20 protein-coding genes are annotated in these 25,810 nt (G+C 68.1%); 7 read left to right on the top strand and 13 right to left on the bottom strand.

The features are described from left to right. Positions 1-75: 75 nt before the first annotated feature. The 3 genes from AC0Z9V_RS03595 to AC0Z9V_RS03605 are packed head-to-tail and all read right to left on the bottom strand — an operon-like array spanning position 76 to position 3,298. Positions 76-1,494, bottom strand: a complete 1,419-nt coding sequence (locus AC0Z9V_RS03595) for a sugar nucleotide-binding protein (protein WP_485140722.1) — start codon at positions 1,492-1,494, stop codon at positions 76-78. 4 nt (positions 1,495-1,498) lie between these two features. After that, entirely contained in the window at positions 1,499-2,497 is a 999-nt protein-coding gene (gene rfbB / locus AC0Z9V_RS03600) for a dTDP-glucose 4,6-dehydratase (RefSeq protein WP_485140723.1), read from the bottom strand. A 30-nt stretch (positions 2,498-2,527) separates the two neighbouring features. Further along, positions 2,528-3,298: a hypothetical protein gene (locus AC0Z9V_RS03605; RefSeq protein WP_485140724.1), complete on the bottom strand. Its 771-nt coding sequence runs from the start codon at positions 3,296-3,298 to the stop codon at positions 2,528-2,530. A 229-nt stretch (positions 3,299-3,527) separates the two neighbouring features. Between AC0Z9V_RS03605 and AC0Z9V_RS03610 the strand changes: the two genes are divergently transcribed. Then, positions 3,528-4,016: a DUF3515 domain-containing protein gene (locus AC0Z9V_RS03610; RefSeq protein ID WP_485140725.1), complete on the top strand. Its 489-nt coding sequence runs from the start codon at positions 3,528-3,530 to the stop codon at positions 4,014-4,016. A 47-nt stretch (positions 4,017-4,063) separates the two neighbouring features. Further along, a complete protein-coding gene (locus AC0Z9V_RS03615) occupies positions 4,064-4,921 on the top strand; it encodes an SMP-30/gluconolactonase/LRE family protein (RefSeq protein ID WP_485140726.1) in 858 nt (285 codons plus the stop codon). Positions 4,922-4,980: 59 nt separating this feature from the next. Here AC0Z9V_RS03615 and AC0Z9V_RS03620 read toward each other — a convergent pair whose 3' ends face one another. Continuing rightward, on the bottom strand, positions 4,981-5,820 hold the full coding sequence (locus AC0Z9V_RS03620; protein ID WP_485140727.1) for an SDR family oxidoreductase: 840 nt from the start codon (positions 5,818-5,820) through the stop codon (positions 4,981-4,983). A 132-nt stretch (positions 5,821-5,952) separates the two neighbouring features. On the opposite strand from AC0Z9V_RS03620, the gene AC0Z9V_RS03625 reads away from it, so the two are divergent. The 3 genes from AC0Z9V_RS03625 (at position 5,953) to AC0Z9V_RS03635 (ending at position 8,106) form a co-directional block, all read left to right on the top strand. After that, complete coding sequence (locus tag AC0Z9V_RS03625; protein ID WP_485140728.1) at positions 5,953-6,927, top strand: glycosyltransferase family 2 protein; 975 nt, start codon at positions 5,953-5,955, stop codon at positions 6,925-6,927. A 44-nt stretch (positions 6,928-6,971) separates the two neighbouring features. Beyond that, positions 6,972-7,202, top strand: a complete 231-nt coding sequence (locus AC0Z9V_RS03630) for a DUF3072 domain-containing protein (protein WP_244185908.1) — start codon at positions 6,972-6,974, stop codon at positions 7,200-7,202. A 343-nt stretch (positions 7,203-7,545) separates the two neighbouring features. After that, on the top strand, positions 7,546-8,106 hold the full coding sequence (locus tag AC0Z9V_RS03635; RefSeq protein ID WP_485140729.1) for a BNR-4 repeat-containing protein: 561 nt from the start codon (positions 7,546-7,548) through the stop codon (positions 8,104-8,106). Between the two features lie 577 nt (positions 8,107-8,683). Here AC0Z9V_RS03635 and AC0Z9V_RS03640 read toward each other — a convergent pair. From AC0Z9V_RS03640 to AC0Z9V_RS03650, 3 genes are all read right to left on the bottom strand, one after another. Next, positions 8,684-11,452: a glycosyltransferase family protein gene (locus AC0Z9V_RS03640; protein WP_485140730.1), complete on the bottom strand. Its 2,769-nt coding sequence runs from the start codon at positions 11,450-11,452 to the stop codon at positions 8,684-8,686. A 375-nt stretch (positions 11,453-11,827) separates the two neighbouring features. Further along, a complete protein-coding gene (gene ribA / locus AC0Z9V_RS03645) occupies positions 11,828-13,216 on the bottom strand; it encodes a GTP cyclohydrolase II (RefSeq protein WP_485140731.1) in 1,389 nt (462 codons plus the stop codon). Positions 13,217-13,289: 73 nt separating this feature from the next. Then, positions 13,290-14,207: a LysR substrate-binding domain-containing protein gene (locus AC0Z9V_RS03650; protein ID WP_208739333.1), complete on the bottom strand. Its 918-nt coding sequence runs from the start codon at positions 14,205-14,207 to the stop codon at positions 13,290-13,292. Between the two features lie 145 nt (positions 14,208-14,352). On the opposite strand from AC0Z9V_RS03650, the gene AC0Z9V_RS03655 reads away from it, so the two are divergent. Then, positions 14,353-17,889 (top strand): bifunctional proline dehydrogenase/L-glutamate gamma-semialdehyde dehydrogenase, encoded by a 3,537-nt coding sequence (locus AC0Z9V_RS03655; RefSeq protein ID WP_485140732.1) that lies wholly within the window; start codon positions 14,353-14,355, stop codon positions 17,887-17,889. Positions 17,890-17,998: 109 nt separating this feature from the next. Then, positions 17,999-19,054, top strand: coding sequence for a YeiH family protein (locus AC0Z9V_RS03660; protein WP_485140733.1), 1,056 nt, complete (start codon positions 17,999-18,001; stop codon positions 19,052-19,054). A gap of 55 nt (positions 19,055-19,109) precedes the next feature. On the opposite strand, the gene AC0Z9V_RS03665 is transcribed toward AC0Z9V_RS03660, so the two are convergent. The 6 genes from AC0Z9V_RS03665 to leuC form a co-directional block, all read right to left on the bottom strand. Then, a complete protein-coding gene (locus AC0Z9V_RS03665; RefSeq protein ID WP_459268690.1) occupies positions 19,110-20,261 on the bottom strand; it encodes a D-alanine--D-alanine ligase family protein in 1,152 nt (383 codons plus the stop codon). Further along, complete coding sequence (locus tag AC0Z9V_RS03670) at positions 20,258-21,301, bottom strand: NAD(P)H-dependent glycerol-3-phosphate dehydrogenase (protein ID WP_485141274.1); 1,044 nt, start codon at positions 21,299-21,301, stop codon at positions 20,258-20,260. Before AC0Z9V_RS03670 ends, AC0Z9V_RS03665 begins: the two co-directional genes overlap by 4 nt. A gap of 2 nt (positions 21,302-21,303) precedes the next feature. Next, entirely contained in the window at positions 21,304-22,092 is a 789-nt protein-coding gene (locus AC0Z9V_RS03675; RefSeq protein WP_485140734.1) for a lysophospholipid acyltransferase family protein, read from the bottom strand. Between the two features lie 12 nt (positions 22,093-22,104). Then, positions 22,105-23,454: a UDP-N-acetylglucosamine 1-carboxyvinyltransferase gene (gene murA / locus AC0Z9V_RS03680; RefSeq protein WP_133080749.1), complete on the bottom strand. Its 1,350-nt coding sequence runs from the start codon at positions 23,452-23,454 to the stop codon at positions 22,105-22,107. Positions 23,455-23,680: 226 nt separating this feature from the next. After that, the gene (leuD, locus tag AC0Z9V_RS03685; protein ID WP_133080750.1) at positions 23,681-24,280 is read right to left on the bottom strand and encodes a 3-isopropylmalate dehydratase small subunit; all 600 of its coding nucleotides are present in this window, start codon (positions 24,278-24,280) and stop codon (positions 23,681-23,683) included. A gap of 9 nt (positions 24,281-24,289) precedes the next feature. Next, positions 24,290-25,756: a 3-isopropylmalate dehydratase large subunit gene (gene leuC, locus AC0Z9V_RS03690; RefSeq protein ID WP_485140735.1), complete on the bottom strand. Its 1,467-nt coding sequence runs from the start codon at positions 25,754-25,756 to the stop codon at positions 24,290-24,292. Between the last annotated feature and the right edge of the window lie 54 nt (positions 25,757-25,810).

A 25,810-nucleotide genomic window follows, 5' to 3' on the forward strand; every position in this document is an offset into this window, starting at 1 on the left:
AGAGCAGTGGTCGGGTCGGATTCGGGTCAATGATACGGGGCCGGGCTGAGAGGACCGCCCAGCCCGCCGGAGATCCTAGCCGGTGAGCGCGCGGACATAGGCGCCGAGTCGCTGTGAAGCCGGAGCCGGCGCGAAGCCCGATGCCTTGATCCTGGACAGGTCGAGCGTGCTCTGGAGGGGCCGCGGCGCAGCCTCCTTGCCCGCGAAGTACTCCGCCGTGCTGACGCCCGTGACGTCGGCGCGATCCCTGCCGGCGAGCGCGTACACCTCGGCCGCGATGTCCGCCCAGCTCTGCACGTCACCGTCGTTGGTCACGTTGTAGGTGCCGTACGGCGCTCCCGTGCCGAGCAGGTGCAGGATGGCACCGGCGATGTCCTCGGTGAAGGTGAGGCGGCCGATCTGGTCGTTCACCACGCTCGGCGAGATGCCCCGGCCTGCGAGGCCCGCCATCGTCCGGACGAAGTTGCTGCCCTCCCCGATGACCCAGCTGGTGCGGAGGATGTAGTATCGCGGCACTGTCGCGACGATCGCGTCCCCTGCCGCCTTCGTCTGTCCGTAGACACCGAGTGGGCTGAAGGGCTCCCCCTCGTCGTGGAGCTCCCGCGATCCGTCGAACACGTAGTCGCTCGAGATATGGACGAGGGTCAGGCGGTGGGCCGCGGCCACCCGGGCGAGTGCTGCCACGCCGGAGACATTGACGGCCCAGGCGGCCGCGCGGCCCTCCGGCGTCTCGGCGGCGTCGACGGCTGTGTACGCGGCCGCGTTGATGATGGTGTCGTAGGCCGCCCAGGGTCGGACGCCGTCGAGGTCGCCAGCGAGGAGGTCGAACTCGGCGCGCCCGGCGAATTCGACGGAGGGATGGTCCGCGAGGGCACTGCGGAGTGCCCTGCCGAGCTGCCCGTCGGCACCGACGACGAGCGTCCTGCGCGGGGCGAGCGGCGTGACCTCGGCAAGGCGCGGGTGCTTCCGGTCCTTCTCGGACAGTTCCGCATCGACAAGCGGGATGGGCCAGTCGATGGCGGCCGTCTCGTCGGCGAGGTTGAGGAATACGTACTGGTCCTGCGCGTCGGCCGACCAGTGGTCGTTGACCAGGTAGGTGTAGGCCGTCCCGTCCTCGAGGGTCTGGAACGCGTTGCCGACGCCGCGCGGGATGAAGATCGCCGTCGACGGATCCAGCTCGGCCGTGAAGACCGCACCGAAGGACGGCCCCTCGCGCAGGTCCACCCAGGCGCCGAAGACCCGGCCCGTGGCGACCGAAATGAACTTGTCCCACGGCTCGGCATGGATACCGCGGGTGGTGCCCGCGGTCTCGTTGAACGAGATGTTGTTCTGCACCGGACCGAAGTCGGCGAGGCCGGCGCCGGTCATCTTGGCGCGCTGCCAGTTCTCCTTGAACCAGCCCCGGTTGTCGCCGTGCACGGGGAGGTCGAAGAGGACGACGCCGGGGATCGGTGTTTCGCGGGCTGCCAGCGGCTTCGAGAAGTCGGGTCCCATGGCCTTACTGCCCCAGCTCGGTGTACTTGGACTCCGTCACGGCTTTCTGCGGGCGCCACCAGTCCTCGTTGTCCCGGTACCAGGCGATGGTGTCGCGCAGGCCCTGCTCGAAGTGGTGGAACTCCGGCGTCCAGCCGAGTTCGGTGCGCAGCTTCGTCGAGTCGATGGCATAGCGCAGGTCATGGCCGGCGCGGTCTACCACGTGGTCGTACGCGTCGGCGGACAGGCCCATCTCCGTCAGGATCAGCTCCACGACGTCCTTGTTGTTCCGCTCGCCGTCGGCCCCGATCAGGTAGGTCTGCCCGATCTCGCCCCGGTCGAGGATCGTCCATACGGCCGAGGAGTGGTCGTTCGCGTGGATCCAGTCGCGCACGTTCAGGCCCTCGCCGTAGAGCTTGGGACGGACGCCGTCGATCACGTTGGTGATCTGGCGCGGGATGAACTTCTCCACGTGCTGGTACGGCCCGTAGTTGTTGGAGCAATTGCTGATGGTCGCCCGGACGCCGAAGGAGCGGACCCAGGCGCGCACCAGCAGGTCCGAGCCGGCCTTCGTCGACGAGTACGGGCTCGAGGGGTTGTAGGGCGTGCTCTCGATAAAGCGTGCGGGATCGTCGAGCTCGAGGTCGCCGTACACCTCGTCGGTGCTGATGTGGTGGAACCTCGTGCCGAACCTGCGCGCGGCCTCGAGCAGCGTGTAGGTGCCGATGATGTTCGTGTCCAGGAAGGGCCGGGGGTCGTGCAGCGAGTTGTCGTTGTGCGACTCCGCCGCATAGTGCACGACGGCGTCGGCCCGTTCGGTCAGCGGATTCACCACGGCGGCGTCCGCGATGTCCCCGACCACCAGTTCGAAGCGGTCGGCGGGCAGTCCTTCGAGCGAGGCGTGGTTGCCTGCGTAGGTCATCTTGTCCACCACCGTGACGGACACGTCCGTATGCTCCATCAGGTAGTGGACGAAATTGGACCCGATGAAGCCGGCGCCGCCGGTGACCAGAAGATTTTTCACATCTTGCACCTTACCGGCCGCGCTCGGGCGTCAGGACTGGTGGCGTCCGCGTCGGCGCGCGGCCAGCACACCGATGACGGCGAGCGCGACGGCGACGACGCCGGCACCGATCCAGGCGGCGGGCGCCAGGGACGACATGCGCTCCTCCTCGACCGCGGCCTCCGGGCTGCTCGAGGGCGTGCGGGTGCTCGACCGGCTGGGCCGGGGGGTCGGACTGGCCGAGGCGGTCACCACGGGAGCGATCGACGTCGCGACGGGGACGGGAGCGACCGTGGGAGTGGGTGTGACCGTGGCGGGTGCGGAGGCCGACGCGGTGGCGGAGGGCGCGGACGACGCCGTCGCCGTCGGACCACCTGCACCGGGTTCCGGTGCTGCCGTCCCGCCGGCGGGATCGACGACCTGCCCTGTCTCGGCGTCGTAGCGCAGGTTCGTGTAGATGAGCGTGTCGGCGAACAGGAGCTGCCCGGTTCCGGGTTCGATCAGGTGGCCGGTGGGCGGGTGGACCAGGAACCCGGTGCGGGTGTTGATGGCGAATCCCGTGACCGGGTCTATCCCGCTCGTCGCCGTCGGATCGGGCACCACCGGGGCCGGCTCGACGAAGGTCGACTCCGGCTGCGGCTGCTCGACGACGGCGGGCTCCTGCTGCGCAACCACGGCGGGGATGATCGCGGGTGACAGCGGGAGCGCGACGGCGGCTGTCGGCGCGGCGAGGACGGCGGCAGCGAGGAGCGCGCCGGCGGCTCCGGTGAGGGTCCTCGTGAGGGCGGGTGCGGGCAGGGGGCGGCGGTGGGGCGCGGTCATGGTTCCTCGGATCGGGCTCTCGCACGCGGCCCGCCGGAAAGCGGCACCGCGGTGCGGGGGTGGTACCGGCAGCTGAGACGGACTGCGGCTCCTGAAGTTTACGGGCGGCCGGTTCCCGCTCCCGGTTCCTGCCGTGCACGGGTCTTCCGTGTCGTGCTCGACTGCTCCGTGTCGCGCTCTCGCGCACGGCGGTCCCACCCGGCGTCGGGCCACCTACTAGGGTGGAACCATGCCTGCCCTCCCCCGCGCCGCAATGCTCCTGGTGCCCGCCGCGGCCCTCCTGATGGGGATGGCGGGCTGCGCGTCCGTGGTGGATGTCGACCCGGCGCAGGACGCCGCAAATGTTCGGTGCGCCGAGGTGATGATCGCGCTGCCTCCGACGGTCGCCGAGAACGAACAGCGCGACACGAACAGCCAGGCCACGTCCGCCTGGGGGGACCCGTCCAAGGTGGTCCTGCGGTGCGGTGTGGACGTCCCCGGCCCCACCACCGATCCGTGCGTCACGGTGAACGACGTCGACTGGGTGGTCCGCGAGGGGGATCCGGCCTGGACCGCCACCACCTACGGACGCGACCCCGCCGTCGAGGTCCTCTTCGACCCGGACGACGTCGCCTCGAGCACCGTCCTCGTCGAGCTCGGCGACGCCGTGGCGCGGGTCGAGCAGACCCGCGCGTGTGTCGGCCTGGCCGATGCGACCCCGGCTCCATCGGGCGGCTGACGCCGTCCCCAGTTCCAGAAGGCATCCGCACCACTACAGGAGGCACTGTGAAGGCCGAGCAAATCTCCGACGTCTGCACCTTCCACGGCGAAGGCCCCTACTGGGATCCGCGCCGGAACGAGCTCCTGCTCGTGGACATGATGGAGGGCGACGTCCTGGTCCGCCACGACGACGGCAGCATCGACAGGCACGACGTGCATCCGCGCCTGGCGGGTGTCATCCGCGGCCGTGCGTCAGGGGGCTACGTGATCGGGGTGGAACGGGGTTTCCTGTTCGCCGACGAGTCGTTCTCCATCCTCGAGGAGGGGCCGGCTGCGTTCAGCGACCCGGCCGTCCGCATGAACGACGGTGGCTGCGACACCGCCGGCCGCTTCCTCTGCGGGTCGATGGGGTGGGAGGGCGGCTTCGGCGCCGGCACCCTGTACTCCCTCGGGACGGACCACTCGGTGTCCACCGTGCTGACGGGAGGCACCATCTCGAACGGACTCCACTTCTCCCCGTCGGGCGATACCGCCTTCTACAGCGACACCCCGACAGGACGCATCGACGCCCTCGCCTACGACGTCGACAGCGGCCGCTTCACCGACCGGCGCACCTTCGCCGTCGTCGAGCCGGCACTCGGCATGCCCGACGGCATGGCCATCGACGCGGAGGGCGGCATCTGGACGGCGCTGTACGGGGGCGCCGCGATCGCCCGGTACGACGCCTGTGGGAAACTCTCGGAGCTCATCCACCTCCCGGTCACCAATGTGACGGCCTGCGCGTTCGGCGGGGCGGACCTGTCGACGCTGTTCATCACGACCACGCAGGAGAACGTCCCGGAGGGGTCCGAACCGCAGGCGGGCGCCCTGTTCGCCGTCGAGCCAGGAATTGCGGGTGCTCCCCTGCCGATGTTCAGGGGGTAGGGGCCTGAGCCTTCCACGGACCGCCGCTGCGAAGCGTCCGTGGAAGGCGAATCGGTCGATCAGAGGATCGGCTGGCCTCCGGTCACGGCGATGCGGGCGCCGGACACGTAGCTGGCCTCGTCGGAGGCGAGCAGCACGTAGACCGGAGCCAGTTCGGCGGGCTGCCCGGCCCGCTGGAGGGGTACCTGCTGGCCGAAGCTCTCGACCTGGTCCTCCGGCATCGTGGCAGGGATGAGTGGTGTCCAGATGGGGCCGGGAGCCACCGAGTTGGCGCGGATGCCGCGTTCCGCGAGGAGCTGCGCCATGGACGCCGTCATATTGGCGATGCCGGCCTTCGTCGCCGAGTAGGGCAGCAGGGTGGGCACGGGGTTGTCGGAGTTCACCGAACTGGACCCGATGATCGAGCCCCCCGCCCCCATGTGCGGCAGCACGGCCTTCGTGAGGTGGAAGAAGGCGCTGAGGTTGGTGGCGATCGTGTGGTCCCACTCCTCGTCGGGGATCTCCTCGATGCTCTCGTGGGTCATCTGAAAGGCGGCGTTGCTGACGAGGATGTCCACCCTGCCGAACTCCTCCACGGCCTTATGGATCACGGCCCGGCACGTCGCCGGGTCGGCGAGGTCTCCGGGGAACAGGACGGCCTGCCGTCCCGCCTCCTCCACCCAGCGGGCCGTCTCCCGCGCGTCGTCGTCCTCGTCCAGGTAGCTGATGAGCACATCCGCACCCTCACGTGCATAGGCGATCGCGACAGCGCGGCCGATCCCGCTGTCGCCACCGGTGATCACCGCCTTCTTGCCGAGAAGCCTGCCCGTGCCGCGATAGGACTGCTCACCGTGGTCGGGAGTCGGCTCCATGGCGTCGGTGGTGCCGGGTGGTTCCTGCTGCAGCGCTGGCTGCGTCACTGTTCCTCCTGGTGTCTACGGGCAATCCGGCAAGTGGGTTCCTTGCGGCCCCACCGTAAGCACCCTTAGTAATTGAAGGGAAGCGGACAGCCGGTCCGGAAACCCGTTGCACGAGGAGCATGCCGACCTCCCATGCGCTACGCAGCCGAATACATCCTGCCGTTGAAGTGGACGGACGAGGGCCCGGTGGCCGAGCTGGCCCTGTACCTGCGGGACCTGGTGCGCTGGATCGATGTCACGGTGGTCGACGGCTCGGCGGACCCCTGCTTCGACCGGCACGCCCGCGCCTTCCCGCCGGACGTCCGCCACCTCCGGCCCGATCCGGAGCGGGTCCGGCAGGGCGGCAACGGGAAGGTGCAGGGCGTCCTGACCGGGCTGGCCGAGGCACGGCACGAGCTCGTCGTCCTGGCGGACGACGACGTCCGCTACCGGCGCACCGATCTGCAGCGCATCCTCGAGCTCCTCTGGACCGCGGACGTCGTGCGGCCGCAGAACTATTTCGCCCGCCTGCCGTGGCATGCGCAGTGGGACACCGGGCGGACCCTGCTCAACCGCGCACTGGCCTCCGACTACTCGGGGACGCTGGCGGTACGGCGCAGCACCCTGCGCGCGACGGGCGGCTACTGCGCCGACGCCCTGTTCGAGAACCTCGAGCTCATCCGCACGGTGCGTGCCGCCGGCGGCGTCGAGGCGCGCGCCGACGATCTCTTCGTGGCCCGGCTCCCGTGCTCGTCGCGGCACTTCCTCGGACAGCGCGTCCGGCAGGCCTATGACAGCTTCGCGCAGCCCGCGAGGCTCGCCGTCGAACTGAGCCTGCTGCCGGCGCTCGTCCTGGCCCGGCCGGCGGCGCAGCACCTGGCCGCGGCGGGCATCGGCGTCGTCGCGCTCGCGGAACTGGGCCGACGACGGCGGGGCGGACGGCAGGTGTTCAGCCCGACCGCCGCCCTGTGGGCGCCGGCCTGGCTCCTCGAGCGGTCGGTGTGCAGCTGGCTCGCCGTCGCCAGCAGGGCCCGCGGTGGCGTGCCGTACGCCGGAGGCAGGATGCGCCTCGCCGCGCACTCGGAGCGCCGGCTGCGGCAGCGGGGCGTGGAGCTCCCCGGAAACTAAGTACACTGATGGCTCACGCTGGAAACGAGCGAAGAGGAACCGATATGGCAGACACACTGGGAAGTCCGACGTCCGAGCCCGAGGGTGGATTCGAACGGGATCCCTCCGACTGGGTCACCGGCGACGAGCCGATGACCGCAGCACAGCGCAGCTACCTGGACACCCTCGCACGCGAGGCGGGCGAGGAGATCCCTGCGGACATCAACAAGGCCGAGGCGTCCGAACACATCGATCGACTGCAGGGCAAGAGCAAGCGGCTGAGCGACGACTCCTGAGGGGCGCCACGTCATTATCTAAGCGTTGCGACGATCGCTGATGCACTCGCTCGGAGCCCTGGGCCGACTTGAACCCTCGCTGGAACGAGCGGCCCAGGGTAAGGAAATCGAGTGTGTAGAAGCGTGTGGATGACCTCCTCCATCGGAGCCGGACACGCTAGCACGTTCTACGTAGGACAAACTTGGCAGGGAAGGGCAATCCAGTCCATCGACGTCGTCGGTCCCGCGCTTGCAGATGTCGCCATTAGGCCGACTCTGCTTCAGGTAGGTCTGAACAGGTAGTAGCGTATTTCGATCCGGCACGACGCCTGACAGTAGCCAGACGGGACAGCAAGCGTGATCCTTGGAATTTCGTACGAATGGATCCCTTGTGAGGTGGGACAGTCACAACGACATCGACCTCGGCATGGATTGTCCCGGCCGCCTGCACATCGCTGGCAACATGCACGCATCACCTTTGAAGTACTGGGTTTTGGACATGCACGATTCCCACAAGGGAGCTCGTCAACTGCCGATTCTCTGCGAGGAGGCGCAGGAAAAGCGAGTCACTTACCCGAGATTCCTGCGGGACAAAGTGGGTGGCCTGCTTTTCACGTGTCGCATCGGGACTAGTGGTGATGGCAGCTTCGTCTGCCTTGTTTGGAATGAGGAGACCGGGCGGCATAAGGCCCTGTCGATCCACCCGCTCATCGATGGCGGTGGTCGTCGGAATCCGTACCTCGACACTGATGCGCCGATCCTCGGACAAGACCGGGCATGGCACATGCTATCGGTATGGCGCGACTCGCCGGAGGCAGAGTCGACACACACCGTAATTACGCCACGAGCGAGGACCTCACATAATGGCGAGCGTCGAACAGCACGGCGCTCGACCGCCCGATCACGGATGATGCGAGCGTGGTAGTGGATCCGGCCCCCCTCGACACGGCCTCATCACCAACAACGTGCGGCTGGGATTCCTACCTGGCCGGCAACCGATCGCTGTTTGCCATAAGTACGATGAATCAGGCTTTCAGCAAGTATGGGCAGCTACGCCAGTTGGCAACCGATGGATCAGACGGCAACTGACGACCTCGGATATCCGCTGGGACTTCGCAGGAAGAGGGTCCCTCGAATTCCAGATTGAGATCGGGGCCCCTTCGACAACCGAGAAGGGGATTTCCGTCGTCGTTCGGCAGGGCCAACGTATTGACAGCTTCAGCGTCGATCGCGAGCTCCACGTCCTCGAGGTGCACGACGCACCGCCCTGGGGCACCCTGCGCAGATCGACGCGCAACGACGGACGTTACGAACGCACGACGTGGGATCGAGTCTGGGCTCAGCGGAATCCGATGAGGAGTGGTGTCTGACGGACTCCTCGATGCCAGAGCAAAGGGACCAGGAGCCGACCGAGTACGCGCCGGCGCCGCAACCGCTCAGCATCATGAGGATCGCATGATTGGCGGGGAGAGACCAACCAGATTTCCAGGTTCACCCGGCCCTCAACCGACCAAAGATCGATTCGTTTCGTCTTCAGTACTACGTTGTGCCGGCTCATCCTGCTCGTTCCAGGGAGCGACCGACTCGATGAGACTGATGTACCGCTGCTGATGGGGTGATGGATGGCGTCGCAACTCACGGGGCCGGAATTTTTCGTCCTCCGCGCTCCATGAAGCGAACTCGAGCCGCACGTTCTCCACGAATTCGATCTGCGACGGACAGATAGCTACAGCTTCTACGTCAGGATCAATTCCCTCCACGTGTGTGGCTACAACCGGCACACCAACAGCTCGATACATATGCAGCTTCATCGGATTCATGTACGTTGACACGTCGTCGTGTAGATGAGGCATCACTGCCAGTTGTGAATTGGCAAGCAACGCGAGCGAAAAGCGCTCAGTCTGAGGCCCGTGGTAGAGCACGTTCGGCATTTTCAACAAGTCAAAGAAGCTATCGGGAGCGCGATCGGCTGCGCCGACGAGATGAAGGACTAGAGCCTCGCCGAGGTCCGCTATCGAACCCAGGATGTTCCAGTTGATCCGGTCATTCATGTTGCCGCTATAGACGACGTTGAAGGATTTTTCGGTTTCGCTGTCCGTGATCCCACCGAGTGGCTCTATTCCTGCCGGAGGAAGATACCAGTTCGGAATTACGTGCGTGACATCATCGACGACGATGTGCGCATCCAGGAAGTACTGTCTATTAACGCTTGAGTTGAAAACTGCCGCTTTGACATCAGACAACATGGTGTTGTACTGCAGCGCGATGTCTCGGCTCCGTTCGCGATTCGACTTGGACCAAGACAACTGGTTGTCCACGACATCGACGATCTTCGAGTAGGCCGACAGGAGATCCTGGATTTTGTCGTAGAACTGGATGAACGGAAACAGGACCACGACCGAGTTGGTAGGCAGGATCGACCTATTCGTCAGATATTCGAACATCAGATTCTCCAGGTCCGCACTGGACCTAAAACGAATCATGTCATAATCGACGCCGTCTAGATCCACATACGAAGAATCAAGCTTCTGACTAGCGCACGAGAGGACGTTTCGGGCATCCGATAAATGACTTGCGGAACGCCGGGTGTATGCTTCTTCCTGCTTCTCGTGCCACAGTTCCAGAATCTTGACGTCGTGTCCGGGGTACCGCTCCTTGTATGCTCGGGCAAGTTGATCGACCCGCCGGCCATAAATTCCTGCATCGTGCTGCTTCCACAGGAGGAGCAGAGTTGGGCGGACCGTGCTGTTGACGTCTCGCTCCTGCCAAAGGACGGAGTTTGCGAACACCACAGATGCCGGTGGGTTGGTTGATGCCTCCGTTTCTGCCGATTCGAATCCCTCGTACGCTCCTTCAAAGGTGAATTGGGCCGGCAGTGCGATATCGTCCCGAAAACGCAGGGCGTCGACAACCTTCTGCGAAAAGTTGCCCTCATCGAAGAGGAAGACGCCCTGGGTTCCCTCCAGATCTGCCACGCTCGGGCCGAATGGAACGAGCACCGGGCGCTTCACGGCCAGACCGTCTCCGATCTTGGAGGTTATCTGATACTTCGTTACTTCTTCATCCTGTTCCTCAAGCGAGGGGAAGCCAGTCAGGATTGCATCCATTTTCGCAAGCTTCGAATACAGCTCGTGGGCCGGAACAATGCCACCTAATTCGACACCATGAGCCACCAACTCTTTTCGAAGCGACTCCGGTTGAACGTCGCCGTACACATGGAAGCGAATGTTCTGCTTGTGGCGCCAGTTCGTCACGGCGATCGCTTTTGCCGCGGTGAGAATATTCTTATGAGGACGCACCGTCCCGATGAAACCAATATGCGTTCCTACGCCATCGGACGACCCCGGGTGAACCGAGTCGTCCGGCGCTTGCGACCGGGCGTGACGGACCACCTCGCCACCAAAGGTCTGACGAAGAGTCGTGCTTGCAACCGTTCTTGCGGAGATTCGGTTCCGGTAGTACTTGCTCTGCCCGAGCCCGGCCAACCCGTAGACCTTCGTGCGAGACGGAGGAGACTCGGAGAAATGGTCGTCGTTGTCATCCAGATCGAGGATAAGTTTGGCGTCTGGCGAGGCTACCTGCGCGGCCAACTCGAAGTTGGGAAGCCTCGGTTTAGCGATCCAAACTGTGTCAAAGTTTACGTTCATCTGACGCAGCATTTTATGATAGCGAGCGCGATCCTCCCATGGAATGGTCAGTAGTGCGATGTCACTTTCTGCTAAAGGCTCCCATAGCTTCCCTCCGAACTCACGGAACAAGTACGTGATGATCGCAGCTGGGCGCCTATGGACAGCAATGTCGTAGAGCACCTTCGCCCTGCCGATCGGGTTGTGCGCGCCGTCCCACGAGGTGACCGCTACCGCGTCGCTATGGCGAGAGATGGTGGCTATGCGCTCGAGTTGACGGAACGGATTCGAATCCGAAACGGGCTCGTGTATGCGACGCGAGCTGACCGGGTACAGCTGCTGCTTGCTCAGGGCGAAAAGCTGGATCGCTGCTCCCGATGCCGCTCCGTTGATTCGGAACTCGAATCCTGTGGCGTCGTTGATCCCCAGGGTCTTGGATACATCACCCCGTGCCAGCGGCCACTTGACGAGGGTCGCCGGCCTCCCGTCAACGAAGAGTACCGGGGTGACTTCCCGTGTGGGTGAGTAGAGCCACCCCGTGATACTCCGACCGGCGATCTTGTTGATGTCACCGTGTGCTACTGGCGATCCCATTAGCGCTTTGCGTGCATCGAACGAGACCTGATTCTCCGTGTACGGCGACATGTACTACCTGCTCTATAGCCGGGCTACTTGCCTTCATGTTATCAATGGGACTCCTGACCCCTGACCGCTGGCGGTCGCTGAAGCGCGGGACCTCTCGTTCGCTGCCTTCGAGTTGCTCGGGCTTTGCGCCCACGTCGTGCGGCAAGCGATTCGTTCACGAGTGCTCGCAAGGGGCTCCACAAATAGTAGGAGGGCGCGGAGCGGTTACCTTGGGGATTCTGATATGAGTGCCTATCATGCAGCATTGCACAAGCGCACCAGCGCACCAGCGCACCAGCGCACCAGCGCACCGATCCACCGATCCATTGCTTAGGGTCGATCGATAACTGACCTTATAGGCCACACCCGTCGGTTCAGGGTCAGATCTGAGCCGTCCTACCGCACCGCGGCGAAGTTGAACTCCGTGCAGATGTCCTGACCGAAGACGAAGCGCCGCACCGGCGCAGTCCGCGCTTCGGCCAGGGCATCCGAGCCCGAGAAGCGGATACCGGGCACGCCGTCGCCCACCAGCACAGGAGCAGTGGTCAGGTACAGCCGGTCGAGCAGGCCGGCGTCGAGGAACCGCGAGACGGTGTTGCCCCCGCCCTCGACGAGCACTTTCTGCAGACCCCGCGTGGCGAGGATCTCCAGCACACGCCGCGGAGCGAAGTCCTCCGCGGGCAGCCGCACCACTTCCACCGAGGCCGGCAGGGCCTCCGGCACCGCGGCGTCGCGCGCGATGATCCAGAGGGTCGGGACGCCGTCGTCGGCCAGGACGCGCGCGCCGGCGTCCACCCGTGCCGCTGCATCGAGCACGACGCGCACGGGGCTGCTGCCGGGTACGTCGTCGACCGAGAGTGAGCAGTCCTCCGCGAGCACCGTGGACGCGCCGACGACGACGGCGTCCGCCAGGGCCCGCAGCCGCTGGAGGTGCCCGTGGTCGCCGCGATCCTCATGGAAGCCGGCGTCGCCGGACCGCGAGGCGATGAAGCCGTCGAGACTCTGGCGCAGCTGTCCGACGACGATCTGCCCGGTCGCGGCCGCGAGGTACCCGTAGCGGTGCGTGAGCTCCTCCGCCTCGCCCGGTGCGGGGGCCGCCGGGACGGTGCCGTCGAGGAGCGAGGCCCAGGCGTCGTCGGCCGGCGCCGCGTCGTGGCGCATGCGTGCACGCTTGGTCGCCAGGTATGCCGCGTTCTCCGACCGCTCCGACACAGGCAGTCCGCGGCGCTCGAGGACACTGATCCCCAGGTCCTCCAGCGCTTCCTCCTTCGCGGGATTCCCCGAGAGCAGCCGCACGGCGCTGATGCCGAGGTCCTGGAGGATCTCGGCCGCCTGGTCGTAGCGGCGGGCATCCACGGGCAGTCCGAGGGCGGTGTTCGCATCCACCGTGTCCACGCCCTCGTCCTGCAGCGCGTACGCCTTCAGTTTGGCGAGCAGCCCGATCCCGCGTCCCTCGTGTCCGCGCACGTAGACCACGACGCCGCGGCCCTCCTCCGAGATGGCCGCGAGCGCGGCGTCGAGCTGTTCCCCGCAGTCGCAGCGCCATGAACCGAACGCGTCGCCCGTGAGGCACTCGCTGTGGACGCGGACGAGGGGTGCCGCGTGGGCGGTACCCCGGGCGTCGTCGTCGATCCCCTGCGCCAGCGCGACGTGCTCCGTCCCGCCGTTGTCACGGTAGCCGACCATGCGGAATGTCCCGTGCCGGGTGGGGAGGACGGTCTCCACGACCCTCTCGATGGTGGCAGGCACGGAGGCGGACCCGAGCTGCGTGGACTGGATGGACATGGAACAACCTTAGAAGCGAGGCGGGGCGACACGAAAACATGCGTCTCAGGGCTTAACGGGTCCTGCGTGCCGTTTATTGCGCCTGCTGCGGAGGACGCACGCCGGCCGCGGCGTGCCCGAGGACCTCTCGGACGGCCAGGACCGCGGGCCTCCGGGCGCCGGCCGTGCGCGCGGAGGTGAAGATGGAGCGCCGGGGGCTGTCGTCGAGGTCGAGGAGCTGCACCGGCACGCTCCGTCCGGTCCACACGAGGTCCGGCATGAGGGCGACGGCGTTGCCCGATTCGATGAGCCGGATCTGCGCCTGGAGATCCGCCGTCTCGTAGCGGACGTCGGGCTCGAAGCCGGCCCGCCGGCACGCCTGTTCCGCCCAGTGCCGGGACGCCGCTCCGCGCGGTTCCATGACCCAGGCGGCACCCGACGCCTCCGCGACGGAGGAGATCCCGGCGTAGTCCAGGCCGGGCGGCGGGACGGCGAGCCGGATGGCATCCTCGGTCAGGGGGATGTGGTCGAGCTCCGCGTGCCGCGGCGCCGCATGGCCCGGATACTGCTCGGCGATCACGAGGTCGAAGTCGCGGGCGAACGTCTCGTACAGCGCGGTCTCCGGTTCGCGCTGCACCATCTCCACGCGCACGTCCGGATAGTCCCGCTTCATGGCCGTCAATGCCTCCGGCATGAGCGCCAGGGCCGCGGACTGGAAGACCGCCACGCGGACCGAACCGGACACCGTGGTCAGGGAGGCGGCGAGATCCGACTCGGCCCGCTCCAGGGTCTCGAGGAGTTCCGCGGTGTGTCCCACGAGGACCTCCGCCTGCGGGGTCAGGACCACCCTGCGGCCGGACTTCCGCAGCAGCTCCACCCCCACTTCCTTCTCCAGGAGGGCGAGCTGCTGCGAGACCGAGGACGGGCTGTAGCTCAGGGCCGCGGCGACGTCCGCGAGGGTGCCGCGGATCGCCAGTTCGCGCAGCAGGCGCAGTCGGCGCAGATCGAGCATTGGGCACTCCGTCGATTCGATTCTTCCAACGAATACCGTTCGGTAATCATCGCTTTTCCTAATCCTACGGGTCCGCGGATACTGGACGTGAAGTAGCTGCTTCATCCTGTGCCCGGCGCAAGCCGTCCAACCGAAAGCCGTTGCCATGACAACCCAGATACCGCCCCTCGAGGGCATCGCCGGCACCCCGGCGCCCCTGGTCCCGTCCACCGCCTCCCACCCCGAGCGCGACGACGAGACCCCCCGGTTCTCCGGCGGCGCCGACGGAACCACCGAGATCCCGGCGACGCTGCCGGACGCATCGATCGCCCTCGTCCGGCACTGGCTGACCGAGGCGTCCAAGGTGCCCGTCGACTCCTCGGCCAAGCAGCTCGCCGGCGTCCTCAAGGACCCCGACGGGCTCGCCTTCACCGTCGGCTTCGTCGACGGCGTCATCCGACCCGAGGACCTCTCGGTCGCGGCCCGCAACCTCGGCGCCATCGCCCCGAAGGTGCCCGGCTTCCTCCCCTGGTACATGCGCTCGGCCGTGAAGGTCGGCGCCGCCGTCGCCCCGGTGCTGCCGCAGGTGGTCATTCCCATCGCCCGCCGCGTGCTGCGCGAGATGGTGGGACACCTCATCATCGATGCCTCCGACGCGAAGCTGGGCAGGTCGATCGGCAGGATCAAGCGCGAGGGCATCCGCCTGAACGTCAACCTGCTCGGCGAAGCGGTGCTCGGCGACCACGAGGCCGAGCGCCGCCTCGACGGCACCGTCCGGCTCCTCGAACGGCCGGACGTCGACTACGTCTCCATCAAGGTGTCCTCCACCGTCGCGCCGCACCCGGCGTGGGCCTTCGAGGAAGCCGTGCAGCACGTCGCCGAGAAGCTCGCTCCCCTCTACGCCCTCGCCGCCCGGTCCGAGAAGCCGAAGTTCATCAACCTCGACATGGAGGAGTACAAGGACCTCGACCTCACGATCGCGGTGTTCATGGAGATCCTGGGACGCCCCGAGTTCCTGGACCTCGAAGCCGGGATCGTGCTGCAGGCCTACCTCCCCGATTCCCTCGCCGCGATGATCCGCCTCCAGGAGTGGGCCGCCGCCCGGCGGGCCCGGGGCGGCGCCGGCATCAAGGTCCGCGTGGTCAAGGGCGCCAACCTCCCGATGGAACAGGTCGAGGCATCCCTCCACGACTGGCCGCTCGCCACGTGGGGCTCGAAGCAGGACTCGGACACCCACTACAAGCGCGTCCTCAACTACGCGCTGCAGCCCGGCCGCATCGACAACGTCCGCATCGGCGTCGCCGGCCACAACCTCTTCGACCTCGCCTTCGCCTGGCTGCTCGCCGGCGAACGCGGCGTCCGCTCCGGCATCGAGTTCGAGATGCTCCTCGGCATGGCGCAGGGACAGGCGGAGGCCGTCAAGCGCGACGTCGGCTCGCTGCTCCTCTACACGCCCGTCGTGCACCCGAGCGAGTTCGACGTCGCGATCGCGTACCTCATCCGCCGCCTCGAGGAGGGAGCGAGCCAGGACAACTTCATGTCCGCCGTCTTCGAACTCTCCGACAACGAGGCCCTCTTCGAGCGCGAGAAGAACCGCTTCCTCGCATCACTCGGACAGCTCGACGATTCCGTCCCCGCCCCGAACCGCCGCCAGGACCGCACCGTCCCGGCAGCGCCCCATCCGGGCACCGGCTTCGAGAACACACCCGACACGGATCCCTCCCTTCCGGCCAACCGGAACTGGGGACGGGCGATCCTCGAGCGCGTCGCCGGCTCCGACCTCGGCAAGGACACCGTCGCCGCCACCACGCTCACACAGGTCGCCGACCTCGAGGACACCGTCGCCGGTGCCGTGGAGGCGGCCGGGTCCTGGGGTTCCCTGACGGGGGCGGAGCGCGCGGAGATCCTGCACCGCGCCGGTGACGCCCTCGAGGCCCGCCGGGCGGACCTCATGGAGGTGATGGCCGCAGAGACCGGCAAGACCCTCGACCAGTCCGACCCCGAGATCTCCGAGGCCGTGGACTTCGCGCACTACTACGCCGAGCGCGCACGGGACCTCGACGACGTCGACGGCGCCTCGTTCTCGCCTGTCCGGCTCACGGTCGTGACACCGCCGTGGAACTTCCCGGTCGCCATCCCCGCCGGCTCCACCCTCGCCGCACTCGCCGCCGGGTCCTCCGTGATCATCAAGCCCGCATCACAGGCGCGCCGCTCCGGCTCCGTCATGGTGGAGGCGCTCTGGGCCGCGGGCGTGCCGCGCGAGGTCCTGCGCCTGGTCCAGGTCGACGAGCGCGACCTCGGACGCCGGCTCATCTCCGACCCGCGGGTGGACCGCGTCATCCTGACCGGTGGCTACGAGACGGCGGAGCTGTTCCGCTCCTTCAGGACGGACCTCCCGCTGCTCGCCGAGACGTCGGGCAAGAACGCGATCATCGTCACGCCCAGTGCCGACCTCGACCTCGCCGCGAAGGACGTGGCACAGTCCGCGTTCGGTCACGCCGGCCAGAAGTGCTCCGCCGCGTCCCTCGTGATCCTCGTGGGCAGCGTCAGCACGTCGCAGCGCTTCCGCAACCAGCTCCTCGACGCCGTCACGTCGCTGACCGTCGGCTACCCGTCGGATCCCGCCACGCAGATGGGTCCGGTCATCGAACCGGCCGCCGGAAAGCTCCTCGACGGCCTGACGACGCTCGGTGAGGGCGAGTCCTGGCTGGTGCAGCCGCAGCAGCTCGACGAGTCCGGCCGCCTCTGGAGCCCCGGCGTGCGGGACGGCGTGAAGCGCGGATCGACGTACCACCTGACGGAGTACTTCGGCCCGATCCTCGGCATCATGACCGCCGCGACGCTCGAGGAGGCCATCACCCTGCAGAACGACATCGACTACGGGCTGACGTCAGGCATCCACTCGCTCGACAGCCGGGAGATCGACACCTGGATCGAGGGCGTCCAGGCGGGCAACCTCTACATCAACCGGGGCATCACCGGCGCGATCGTCCAGCGCCAGCCCTTCGGCGGCTGGAAGAAGTCGGCGGTGGGAGCGGGCACGAAGGCGGGCGGCCCGAACTACCTCGTGGGCCTCGGTTCCTGGTCCCCGCGGCAGTCGACCGCCACTGACGCTCCCCTCCCCGGAGCCGCTCCCCTGCTCACCGCGGCCCGCGCCGCCGGCCTGAGCGGGACGGACCTCGCCCGCCTCGAACGCTCCGCGGCGTCGGATGCCGCGAGCTGGAACAGCGAGTTCGGGCAGGTGAAGGACATCTCGGCGCTGGCGGTGGAACGGAACCTCTTCCGCTACCTCGCCCACCCCGTGACCATCCGCCTGGCCGAGGGTGCACCCATCGCCGACCTCGTGCGGGTCCTCCTCGCCGCCCGCGCCGCCGATGCACCGATCGCGGTATCGAGCGCCGCCGAGCTTCCCGACGCGCTCCGCACCGTGGTCGAGGCCCAGGCCGAGAGCGTCACGACCGAGGACGACGGCGCCTGGCTGGCCCGGGCGGCCTCGCTCCCCGTACGGCGCGTCCGGCTGATCGGCCAGGACCCGGCACCGCTGGCCGCCGCGACCGGTGGCCGACCCGATCTGGCGATCTATGCGCAGCCCGTCACCGAGTCGGGCCGCGTGGAGCTGCTGCCGTTCGTGCAGGAACAGGCGATCAGCATCACGGCCCACCGGTTCGGCACACCCAATGCGCTGACGGACACCATCATCTGACGGCCGTCGCAAGAGGCCGCCGCCGGCCGGGGAGGGAGTCCTTCCTCTGGCACAATCGATCCGGACAGCACCACGCCGCCTCCGGGCGGCCGGAAGGATCGACCCCCGGATGAGCAGCCGCAGCACCACCCCGGAGACCCGGGACCCACAGCTTCGGGCGTGGGTCCCGGGTCTTCTCGTCATGGCCGCCGGTGTGGCCGCGTCCCTGGTGCTGTCGAGCGTCCAGACCGTGCTCGGTGCCCTGGTCATCGCCCTGGTGCTCGGGATCCTGCTGGGCAACTCAGGGTTCTACGGGGCGACGCTCCGCACGGGCATCGGCGGGGGGACCAAGCGCCTGCTCCGCGCCGGCGTCGTGCTGCTGGGGCTCCAGCTGGCCCTTCCGGACATCCTGGCCCTGGGCCCCCAGGTCATCCTGCTGATCGTCGCGTGCGTCGCCGGCAGCTTCTACACCACACAGTGGGTGGGCCAACGGCTCGGCCTCAGCCGCGCCGGCGCACTGCTCATGGCAGCAGGCTTCTCGATCTGCGGCGCGTCCGCCGTGGCGGGGATGCAGGGCATCGTGGACGCCGACGACGACGAGGTGGCCTCCGCCGTCGCGATGGTCACGCTCTACGGGTCCCTCATGATCCTCGTCCTGCCGCTGCTCAACGCGGTCCTCGGCCTCGATGCGACGGAGTTCGGGATCTGGTCGGGGCTCGCCGTCCACGAGGTGGCGCAGGTGGTGGCCGTAGCCAGCACCGCCGGGGCCACCGCGCTCGCAGCGGCGACGGTGGTCAAGCTCGGCCGGGTCCTGTTGCTGGCACCGGTCGCGGCGGTGGCGAGCATCGGCGAACGACGGCGGGTGACCGCGGCCGCGGCGGCCGGGACCGAGGGGACCGACGATGGGAAGCGCTCCCTGCGTCCGGCCACACCCCTCGTGCCCCTGTTCGTCGTCGGGTTCCTCGCCATGGTCCTCGTGCGGTCGCTCGGCGTCCTGCCCGGACCCGTCCTCGACACCGGCCGCACACTGACCACGATCCTGCTGGCCGCGGGGATGTTCGGTCTCGGGGCCGGCATCGACGTCCGGCGCCTGCTCCGCACGGGCGGGCGCTTCGCAGCTGTGGGGGCGGTGTCGACGCTGTTCCTGACGGGCGTCTCGCTCCTCGGCGTCCTGGCGCTGGCCTAGGCACTCCGTCCGGATGCCGCTCGGGCACCCCATCAGGGACCCGGACGGCCCGCCGTCAGCGCAGTCCGGTACCGCGGTCGAGCGCCAGGCCGATCAGTTCGTCGATGAGTTCCGTGTACCCGAGTCCGGATTTCGCCCACATCTGCGGGTACATGCTGATCGGCGTGAACCCGGGCATGGTGTTGATCTCGTTGATGACCAGGCGGCCGTCGGGCGTGTAGAAGAAGTCCACGCGGGACAGCCCCTCGCCGCCGATCGCGTCGAAGGCCTCGCCGGCGAGCCGCCGCACGCGGTCGATCACCTCGGGCGGGAGGTCCGCGGGGCAGGACAGCTCCGCGGCGGCTCCGTCGACGTACTTCGCTTCGAAGTCGTACCACGCGTGGTCGCCGGGTTGCATCGCGATCTCGCCCGGAAGGGATGTGCGCGGTGCGTCGAGGCCACGGCCCTGCAGGACGGCCACCTCGATCTCCCGTCCCTCGATGCCGGCCTCGATGACGACCTTGGGATCGAAGACCCGCGCGGCCTCGATGGCGGCCCCGAGATCCCCGATCCCCTCGACCCGGCTGATGCCCATGGAGGACCCTGCCCGGGCCGGCTTGACGAACACCGGGAAGCCGAGGGCGGCGGCGCGCTGGAGGGCGGCTTCGGCGTCGGTGCGCCACTGGCGGTCCGTCACCACCTCGTACGGGCCGACCTCGAGGCCGGCCGCCGAGAAGACGACCTTCATGTAGTGCTTGTCCATCCCGACCGCGGACGCCAGCACGCCGGCACCGACGTACCGCATGTCGGCCATCTCCAGCATGCCCTGCAGCGTACCGTCCTCGCCGAACGGACCATGCAGGAGGGGAAGCACGACGTCGACACCGCCCATGCTGCGCGGCACCGCCCCGGGGGCGGCGACCAGCAGTTCCTGGCCCGCGCTGCCGTCGGCCGCCGTTCCCATCACCACGGCGTGCCCTGTGGTGGGAACCTCGGGCAGGACGTCGGAGCGCAGCGACCACGTGGACGGGTCGGCGGAGACGAGGGACCACTGCCCCGACTTGGCGATGCCCACCGGCACCACGTCGTAGCGCGTGCGGTCGATGGCCTCCAGCACACCGGCGGCGGTCACGCAGCTCACGGCGTGCTCGCTCGACCGTCCGCCGAACAGGACGAGCACGCGCGGCTTGCGGGAGGAGGCGGGGGTCTCGGTGGTCACGGTGGTCACGGTGCGGAATCGCCTTCCGGCTTGAGGTTGCGGGCCAGCAGGCGTGGCCCGAGGTCGTTGACGGACAGGTGCCCCTGGAGGACGGATACCACGCTGCCGGTGATGGGCATGTCGACGCCGAGCTGGGTGGCCAGGTCGAGCACGGCCTGGGCCGACTTGATGCCCTCCGCCGTCTGGTTCATCCGCACCGTCACCTGCTCGAGGGTCAGTCCCTGGCCCAGCAGGTGCCCGGCGGTGTGGTTGCGCGAGAGCGCCGAGGAACAGGTGGCGATGAGGTCGCCCATGCCCGCGAGGCCTGCCATCGTCTCGGGCTTGCCGCCCAGCGCCACGGCCAGGCGTGTGGTCTCGGCGAGTCCGCGCGTGATCACGGAGGCCTTGGTGTTGTCGCCCATGCGGCGCCCCTCGCAGATCCCCACGGCCAGGGCGATGACGTTCTTCACGATCCCGCCGATCTCCACCCCGATCACGTCCGTGGACGTGTAGGGCCGGAAGTAGGAGGCCGTGCTCGCGGCCGCGATCCACGTCGCCGTGTCGTGGTCGGGACACGCGACGACGGAAGCCGTCGGCTCCTCACGGGCTATCTCCATGGCGAGGTTGGGTCCGGACACGACGGCGATCCGCTCCGCCGGCAGCGCGAGCTCCTCGGCGATCACCTCGCTCATGCGGGCATCGGTGCCCACCTCCAGGCCCTTCATCAGGGACACGACGACGGCGTGGGCCGGGATGAGCGGGCGCCACGCCGGGAGCTGGGCTCGCAGGGTCTGCGCGGGTACGGCGAGGACCACGAGGTCGCTCCCGGCCAGGACGGCCTCCGCGTCGGCCGAGGCCGTGACGTTCCCGGGCAGCAGGGTGTCCCCGAGGTACCGGGAGTTCCGGTGGTCGTCGGTGATCTCGTCGGCCACCTCCGAACGGCGGGCCCAGAGCATGACGGCGGTCGACGCGGACGCGTCGGCCAGTACCTTGGCGAACGTGGTCCCCCAGCTGCCGGACCCGAGCACCGCGATCTTCGCAGGCGGCGTCGCGCGGACGTCGGTTCGGATCGTCACGGTGTCCCTTCGTCCATCGGCGCGCCGGGCTGCCCGTCGCCGTCCTGTGCCTCGAAATCGCGCCCGGTCCGCTTCTGCTGCTTTCGCGCGGGATCCCAGCGCTCCGTCGGCGGTTCCTCTCCGCGCAGCTCCGCGAGCAGCTCCGTGATCGCATCGATGATGCGGTCCGTCGCCGCGTCGAGCGTCGTCTTCGTCAGCGGGGCGTCCCGGAACTCGGAGAGGTCCACGGGTTCGCCGACCAGCACGCGGGACCGCTTGCGCGGGAAGAGGTAGAAGCGCTTGGCATAGCGGGGGAAGACCTCGTGCGCGCCCCAGTGTGCCATGGGCACCACCGGCGCCCCCGTCTGCAGGGCGAGGCGGGCCGCTCCGGTGCGGCCCTTCATGGGCCACATGCCGGGATCCCGGGTGAGGGTACCCTCCGGGTAGATGATGATCCCGCCGCCGTCGGCCAGCGCGTCCCGCGCCGCTTCGAGGGAGCGGTTGGCGCCGGCGGAGCTGCGCTCCACGGGTACCTGCTTGATGGACCGCAGGAGGAACCCCACCACGGGCACGTCGAACAGTGACGCCTTCGCGAGGAAGTGCGGCATGATCCCCTGGTTGTACAGGAAGTGACCCACGACCACCGGGTCGATCTCGGTGACGTGGTTCGGGCAGACGATCATGCCCGTCCCGCGGGGCAGCTTTTCCTGCCCCTGCCATTCCTTGTCCATCAGTGCGTTCATGACCGGCCTCACCCAGGAGGCGAGGAACGTGAACATGGCGCGCGAGCCCCGTGACTCCCCCATGTGCCGGGTCGCCTAGGAGAGAGCCACGGCGGCAGCCGGGGCGTCCTCCGTGATGTCGAAGTCGGCGCCCAGGCCCTCGAGCTTGTCCTGGAAGCGCTCGTAGCCGCGGTTGATGAGCTCGATGCCGGTGACCCGGGAGACCCCCTCGGCCGCGAGGGCCGCGATCAGGTGGCTGAAGCCTCCGCGCAGGTCGGGCACGTCGATGTCGGCGCCGTGGAGCTGGGTGGGCCCGGAGATCACCGCGGAGTGGAGGAAGTTGCGCTGGCCGAAGCGGCACGGCACGCTGCCGAGGCACTCACGGTGCACCTGGATGTTGGCGCCCATGCGGATCAGCGCCTCCGTGAAGCCGAAGCGGTTCTCGTAGACCGTCTCGTGCACGATGGACACGCCGGTGGCCTGGGTCAGGGCCACGACGAGGGGCTGCTGCCAGTCCGTCATGAAGCCGGGGTGCACGTCCGTCTCGAGCACCAGCGGCTTCAGCGCGCCGCCCGGGTGGTAGAAGCGGATGCCGTCGTCGTCGACGTCGAAGGCGCCGCCGATCTTCCGGTAGGTGTTGAGGAAGGCCGTGAGGTCGAGCTGGCGCGCGCCCTCCACGTAGATGTCTCCCCGGGTGACCAGAGCGGCAGAGGCCCACGACGCCGTTTCGTTGCGGTCGGAGATGGCCTTGTGGTTGTAGCCGGTCAGCTCCTTCACGCCCTCGATGCGGATGACGCGGTCCGTCTGCACCGTGATGATCGCGCCCATCTTCTGCAGGACGGCGATGAGGTCCATGATCTCCGGCTCGACGGCGGCACCCGACAGCTCGGTGATGCCCTCGGCGCGGATGGCGGTCAGGAGCACCTGCTCGGTGGCACCGACGCTCGGGTACGGCAGCGTGAGCTTCGCGCCGTGCAGACCCTTGGGGGCGGAGATGGAGATGCCTCCGGGACGCTTGTCCACGACGGCGCCGAAGTTCCGGAGGACTTCGAGGTGGTAGTCGATCGGGCGGTCGCCGATCTTGCAGCCGCCCAGGTCCGGGATGAAGGCCTCGCCGATGCTGTGCATCAGGGGCCCGCAGAAGAGGATGGGGATGCGGGAGTCGCCGGCGTGGGCGTCGATGTCCTTGGAGCGTGCCATCTTGGCGTCGCTGGGGTCCATGGTGAGGTCGCCCGTCACAGGATCCTTGGTCACTGTCACGCCGTGCAGCTGCAGCAGGCTGGTGACGACGTCGACGTCCTTGATCTCCGGGACGTTGCGCAGCACCGACGGCGTGTTGCCGAGCAGGGAGGCGACCATGGCCTTCGGGACCAGGTTCTTCGCACCGCGGACGGATACCTTGCCGGTCAGCGGGATGCCGCCGCGGATGGTCAGAACGCTACCCATGAATACCTATTTTCCTTCTACGTTGAACCCCTGCGGACTCGAAAATGCTCGTTCCAAGCATAGGAGAACCACGGAGCAGACAGAAATACAAGGGTACTTCGTGCACTCCCTGTTTCCAGAGAGGAACCAGCGCGGGTGCGTCGCCATTCCTCGCGGACGGGTCCCGGCGGCGTGATCTGCACGACAGCGGCTCCCGCCGGGTCCGGCTGCTCCCGGCGCGCAGCGCCTACGTGCGAGCCGGGAGCGTCGTCGGCTTCCAGCGGGGGCGGCTGGCCTCGAAGGCGGTGATGTGCTCCTCCTGCCGCAGGGTGAGCCCGATGTCGTCCAGACCCTCGAGCAGCCGCCAGCGCGTGTAGTCGTCGAGCTGGAAGGGTGCGCTCACGGACCCGCAGTGCACCATCCGCGACTCGAGGTCCACCGTGACCGTGGCCCCCGGCTCGTTCTCGAGGATCTTCCAGATGAGCTCGATGTCGTCCTGCGCGACCTGCGCGGCGACGAGGCCCTGCTTGCCCGAGTTACCGCGGAAGATGTCCGCGAAGCGCGAGGACAGGACGGCCTTGAAGCCGTAGTCCTTCAGTGCCCAGACGGCGTGCTCACGGGACGAACCGGTCCCGAAATCCGGCCCGGCCACGAGGACGGAACCGCGCGAGTACGGCTCCCGGTTGAGGATGAAGTCCTCGTCCTTGCGCCAGCCGGCGAAGAGGGCGTCCTCGAACCCCGTCCGCGTGATGCGCTTGAGGTACACGGCGGGGATGATCTGGTCGGTGTCGATGTTGCTCTGGCGCAGCGGGACGCCGATGCCGGTGTGCGTGGTGATCTTCTCCATGGCGCTCTCCTAGGCTGCTGGAACGGTGGACTCGGCGGCATGCGCACCGGTACCGGGACGCGGCACCAGGTCCGACGGCGAGCTGAGGGTGCCGCGGACCGCGGTCGCGGCGGCGACCACGGGCGAGACGAGGTGGGTGCGACCGCCCTTGCCCTGGCGTCCCTCGAAGTTCCGGTTCGACGTCGACGCACAGCGCTCCCCCGGTGCCAGCTGGTCGGGGTTCATGCCGAGGCACATCGAGCAGCCGGCGAAGCGCCACTCGGCGCCGAAGTCCTTGAACACACGATCCAGTCCCTCGGCCTCGGCCTGCAGGCGCACGCGCGCGGAGCCCGGGACCACCATCATGCGCACGGCGGGATCCTTCTCCCGGCCGCGGATGATGTCCGCCGCGATCCGGAGGTCCTCGATGCGGCTGTTGGTGCACGAGCCGAGGAAGATGGTGTCCACCCGGATGTCCTTCATCGGGGTGCCCGGTTCCAGGGCCATGTAGTCCAGCGCCCGGCTGCACGCGGCCTTGTCGTTCTCGTCGGCGAAGTCGTCGGGTGAGGGCACGGCCTGCGAGAGGGAGACGCCCTGGCCGGGGTTGGTCCCCCAGGTCACAAAGGGCTCGAGGTCGTCCGCGTCGAGGAAGACCTCGGCGTCGAAGACGGCGTCGTCGTCGGTGCGCAGGTTCCGCCAGTCGGCGACGGCGGCGTCCCAGTCGGCACCCTGCGGCGCATGCGGCCGGCCCTGCAAGTAGTCGAAGGTGGTCTCGTCCGGCGCGACCATGCCGGCCCGCGCCCCCGCCTCGATCGACATGTTGCAGATGGTCATGCGGGCTTCCATCGACAGGGACCGGATCGCCGAGCCGCGGTATTCGAGCACGTAGCCCTGCCCGCCGCCGGTGCCGATCTTCGCGATGATCGCCAGGATGATGTCCTTGGACGTGACGCCGGGCTTGAGGGTGCCCTCGACCGTGATGCCCATGGTCCTGAAGGGCTTGAGTGAGAGCGTCTGGGTGGCCATCACGTGCTCCACCTCGGAGGTGCCGATGCCCATGGCGAGTGCTCCGAACGCACCGTGCGTGGAGGTGTGGGAGTCGCCGCAGACCACGGTCAGTCCGGGCTGCGTCAGACCGAGCTGGGGGCCCACGACGTGCACGATGCCCTGTTCTGCGTCGCCGAGCGAATGCAGCCGGACACCGAACTCGCGGCAGTTCGCGCGCAGCGTCTCGATCTGCGTACGGCTGGTGAGATCGGCGATGGGCTTGTCGATGTCGAGGGTCGGCGTGTTGTGGTCCTCGGTGGCGATCGTCAGGTCCGGACGGCGCAGGGGCCGGTTCGCCAGGCGGAGGCCCTCGAACGCCTGCGGCGAGGTCACCTCGTGGATCAGGTGCAGGTCGATGTAGAGGAGATCGGGCTGCGCTTCCGCGCCGACGACCTCGCCCTTGCGGACGACGTGCGCGTCCCAGACCTTCTCTGCCAGTGTCTTGCCCATACGATCGTCCTTCTCTGTTCCGGTGGACCACGGCGGCGGGGTGTCCGCCGTCCC

The sequence above is a fragment of the Arthrobacter sp. UYP4 genome (assembly GCF_057291175.1).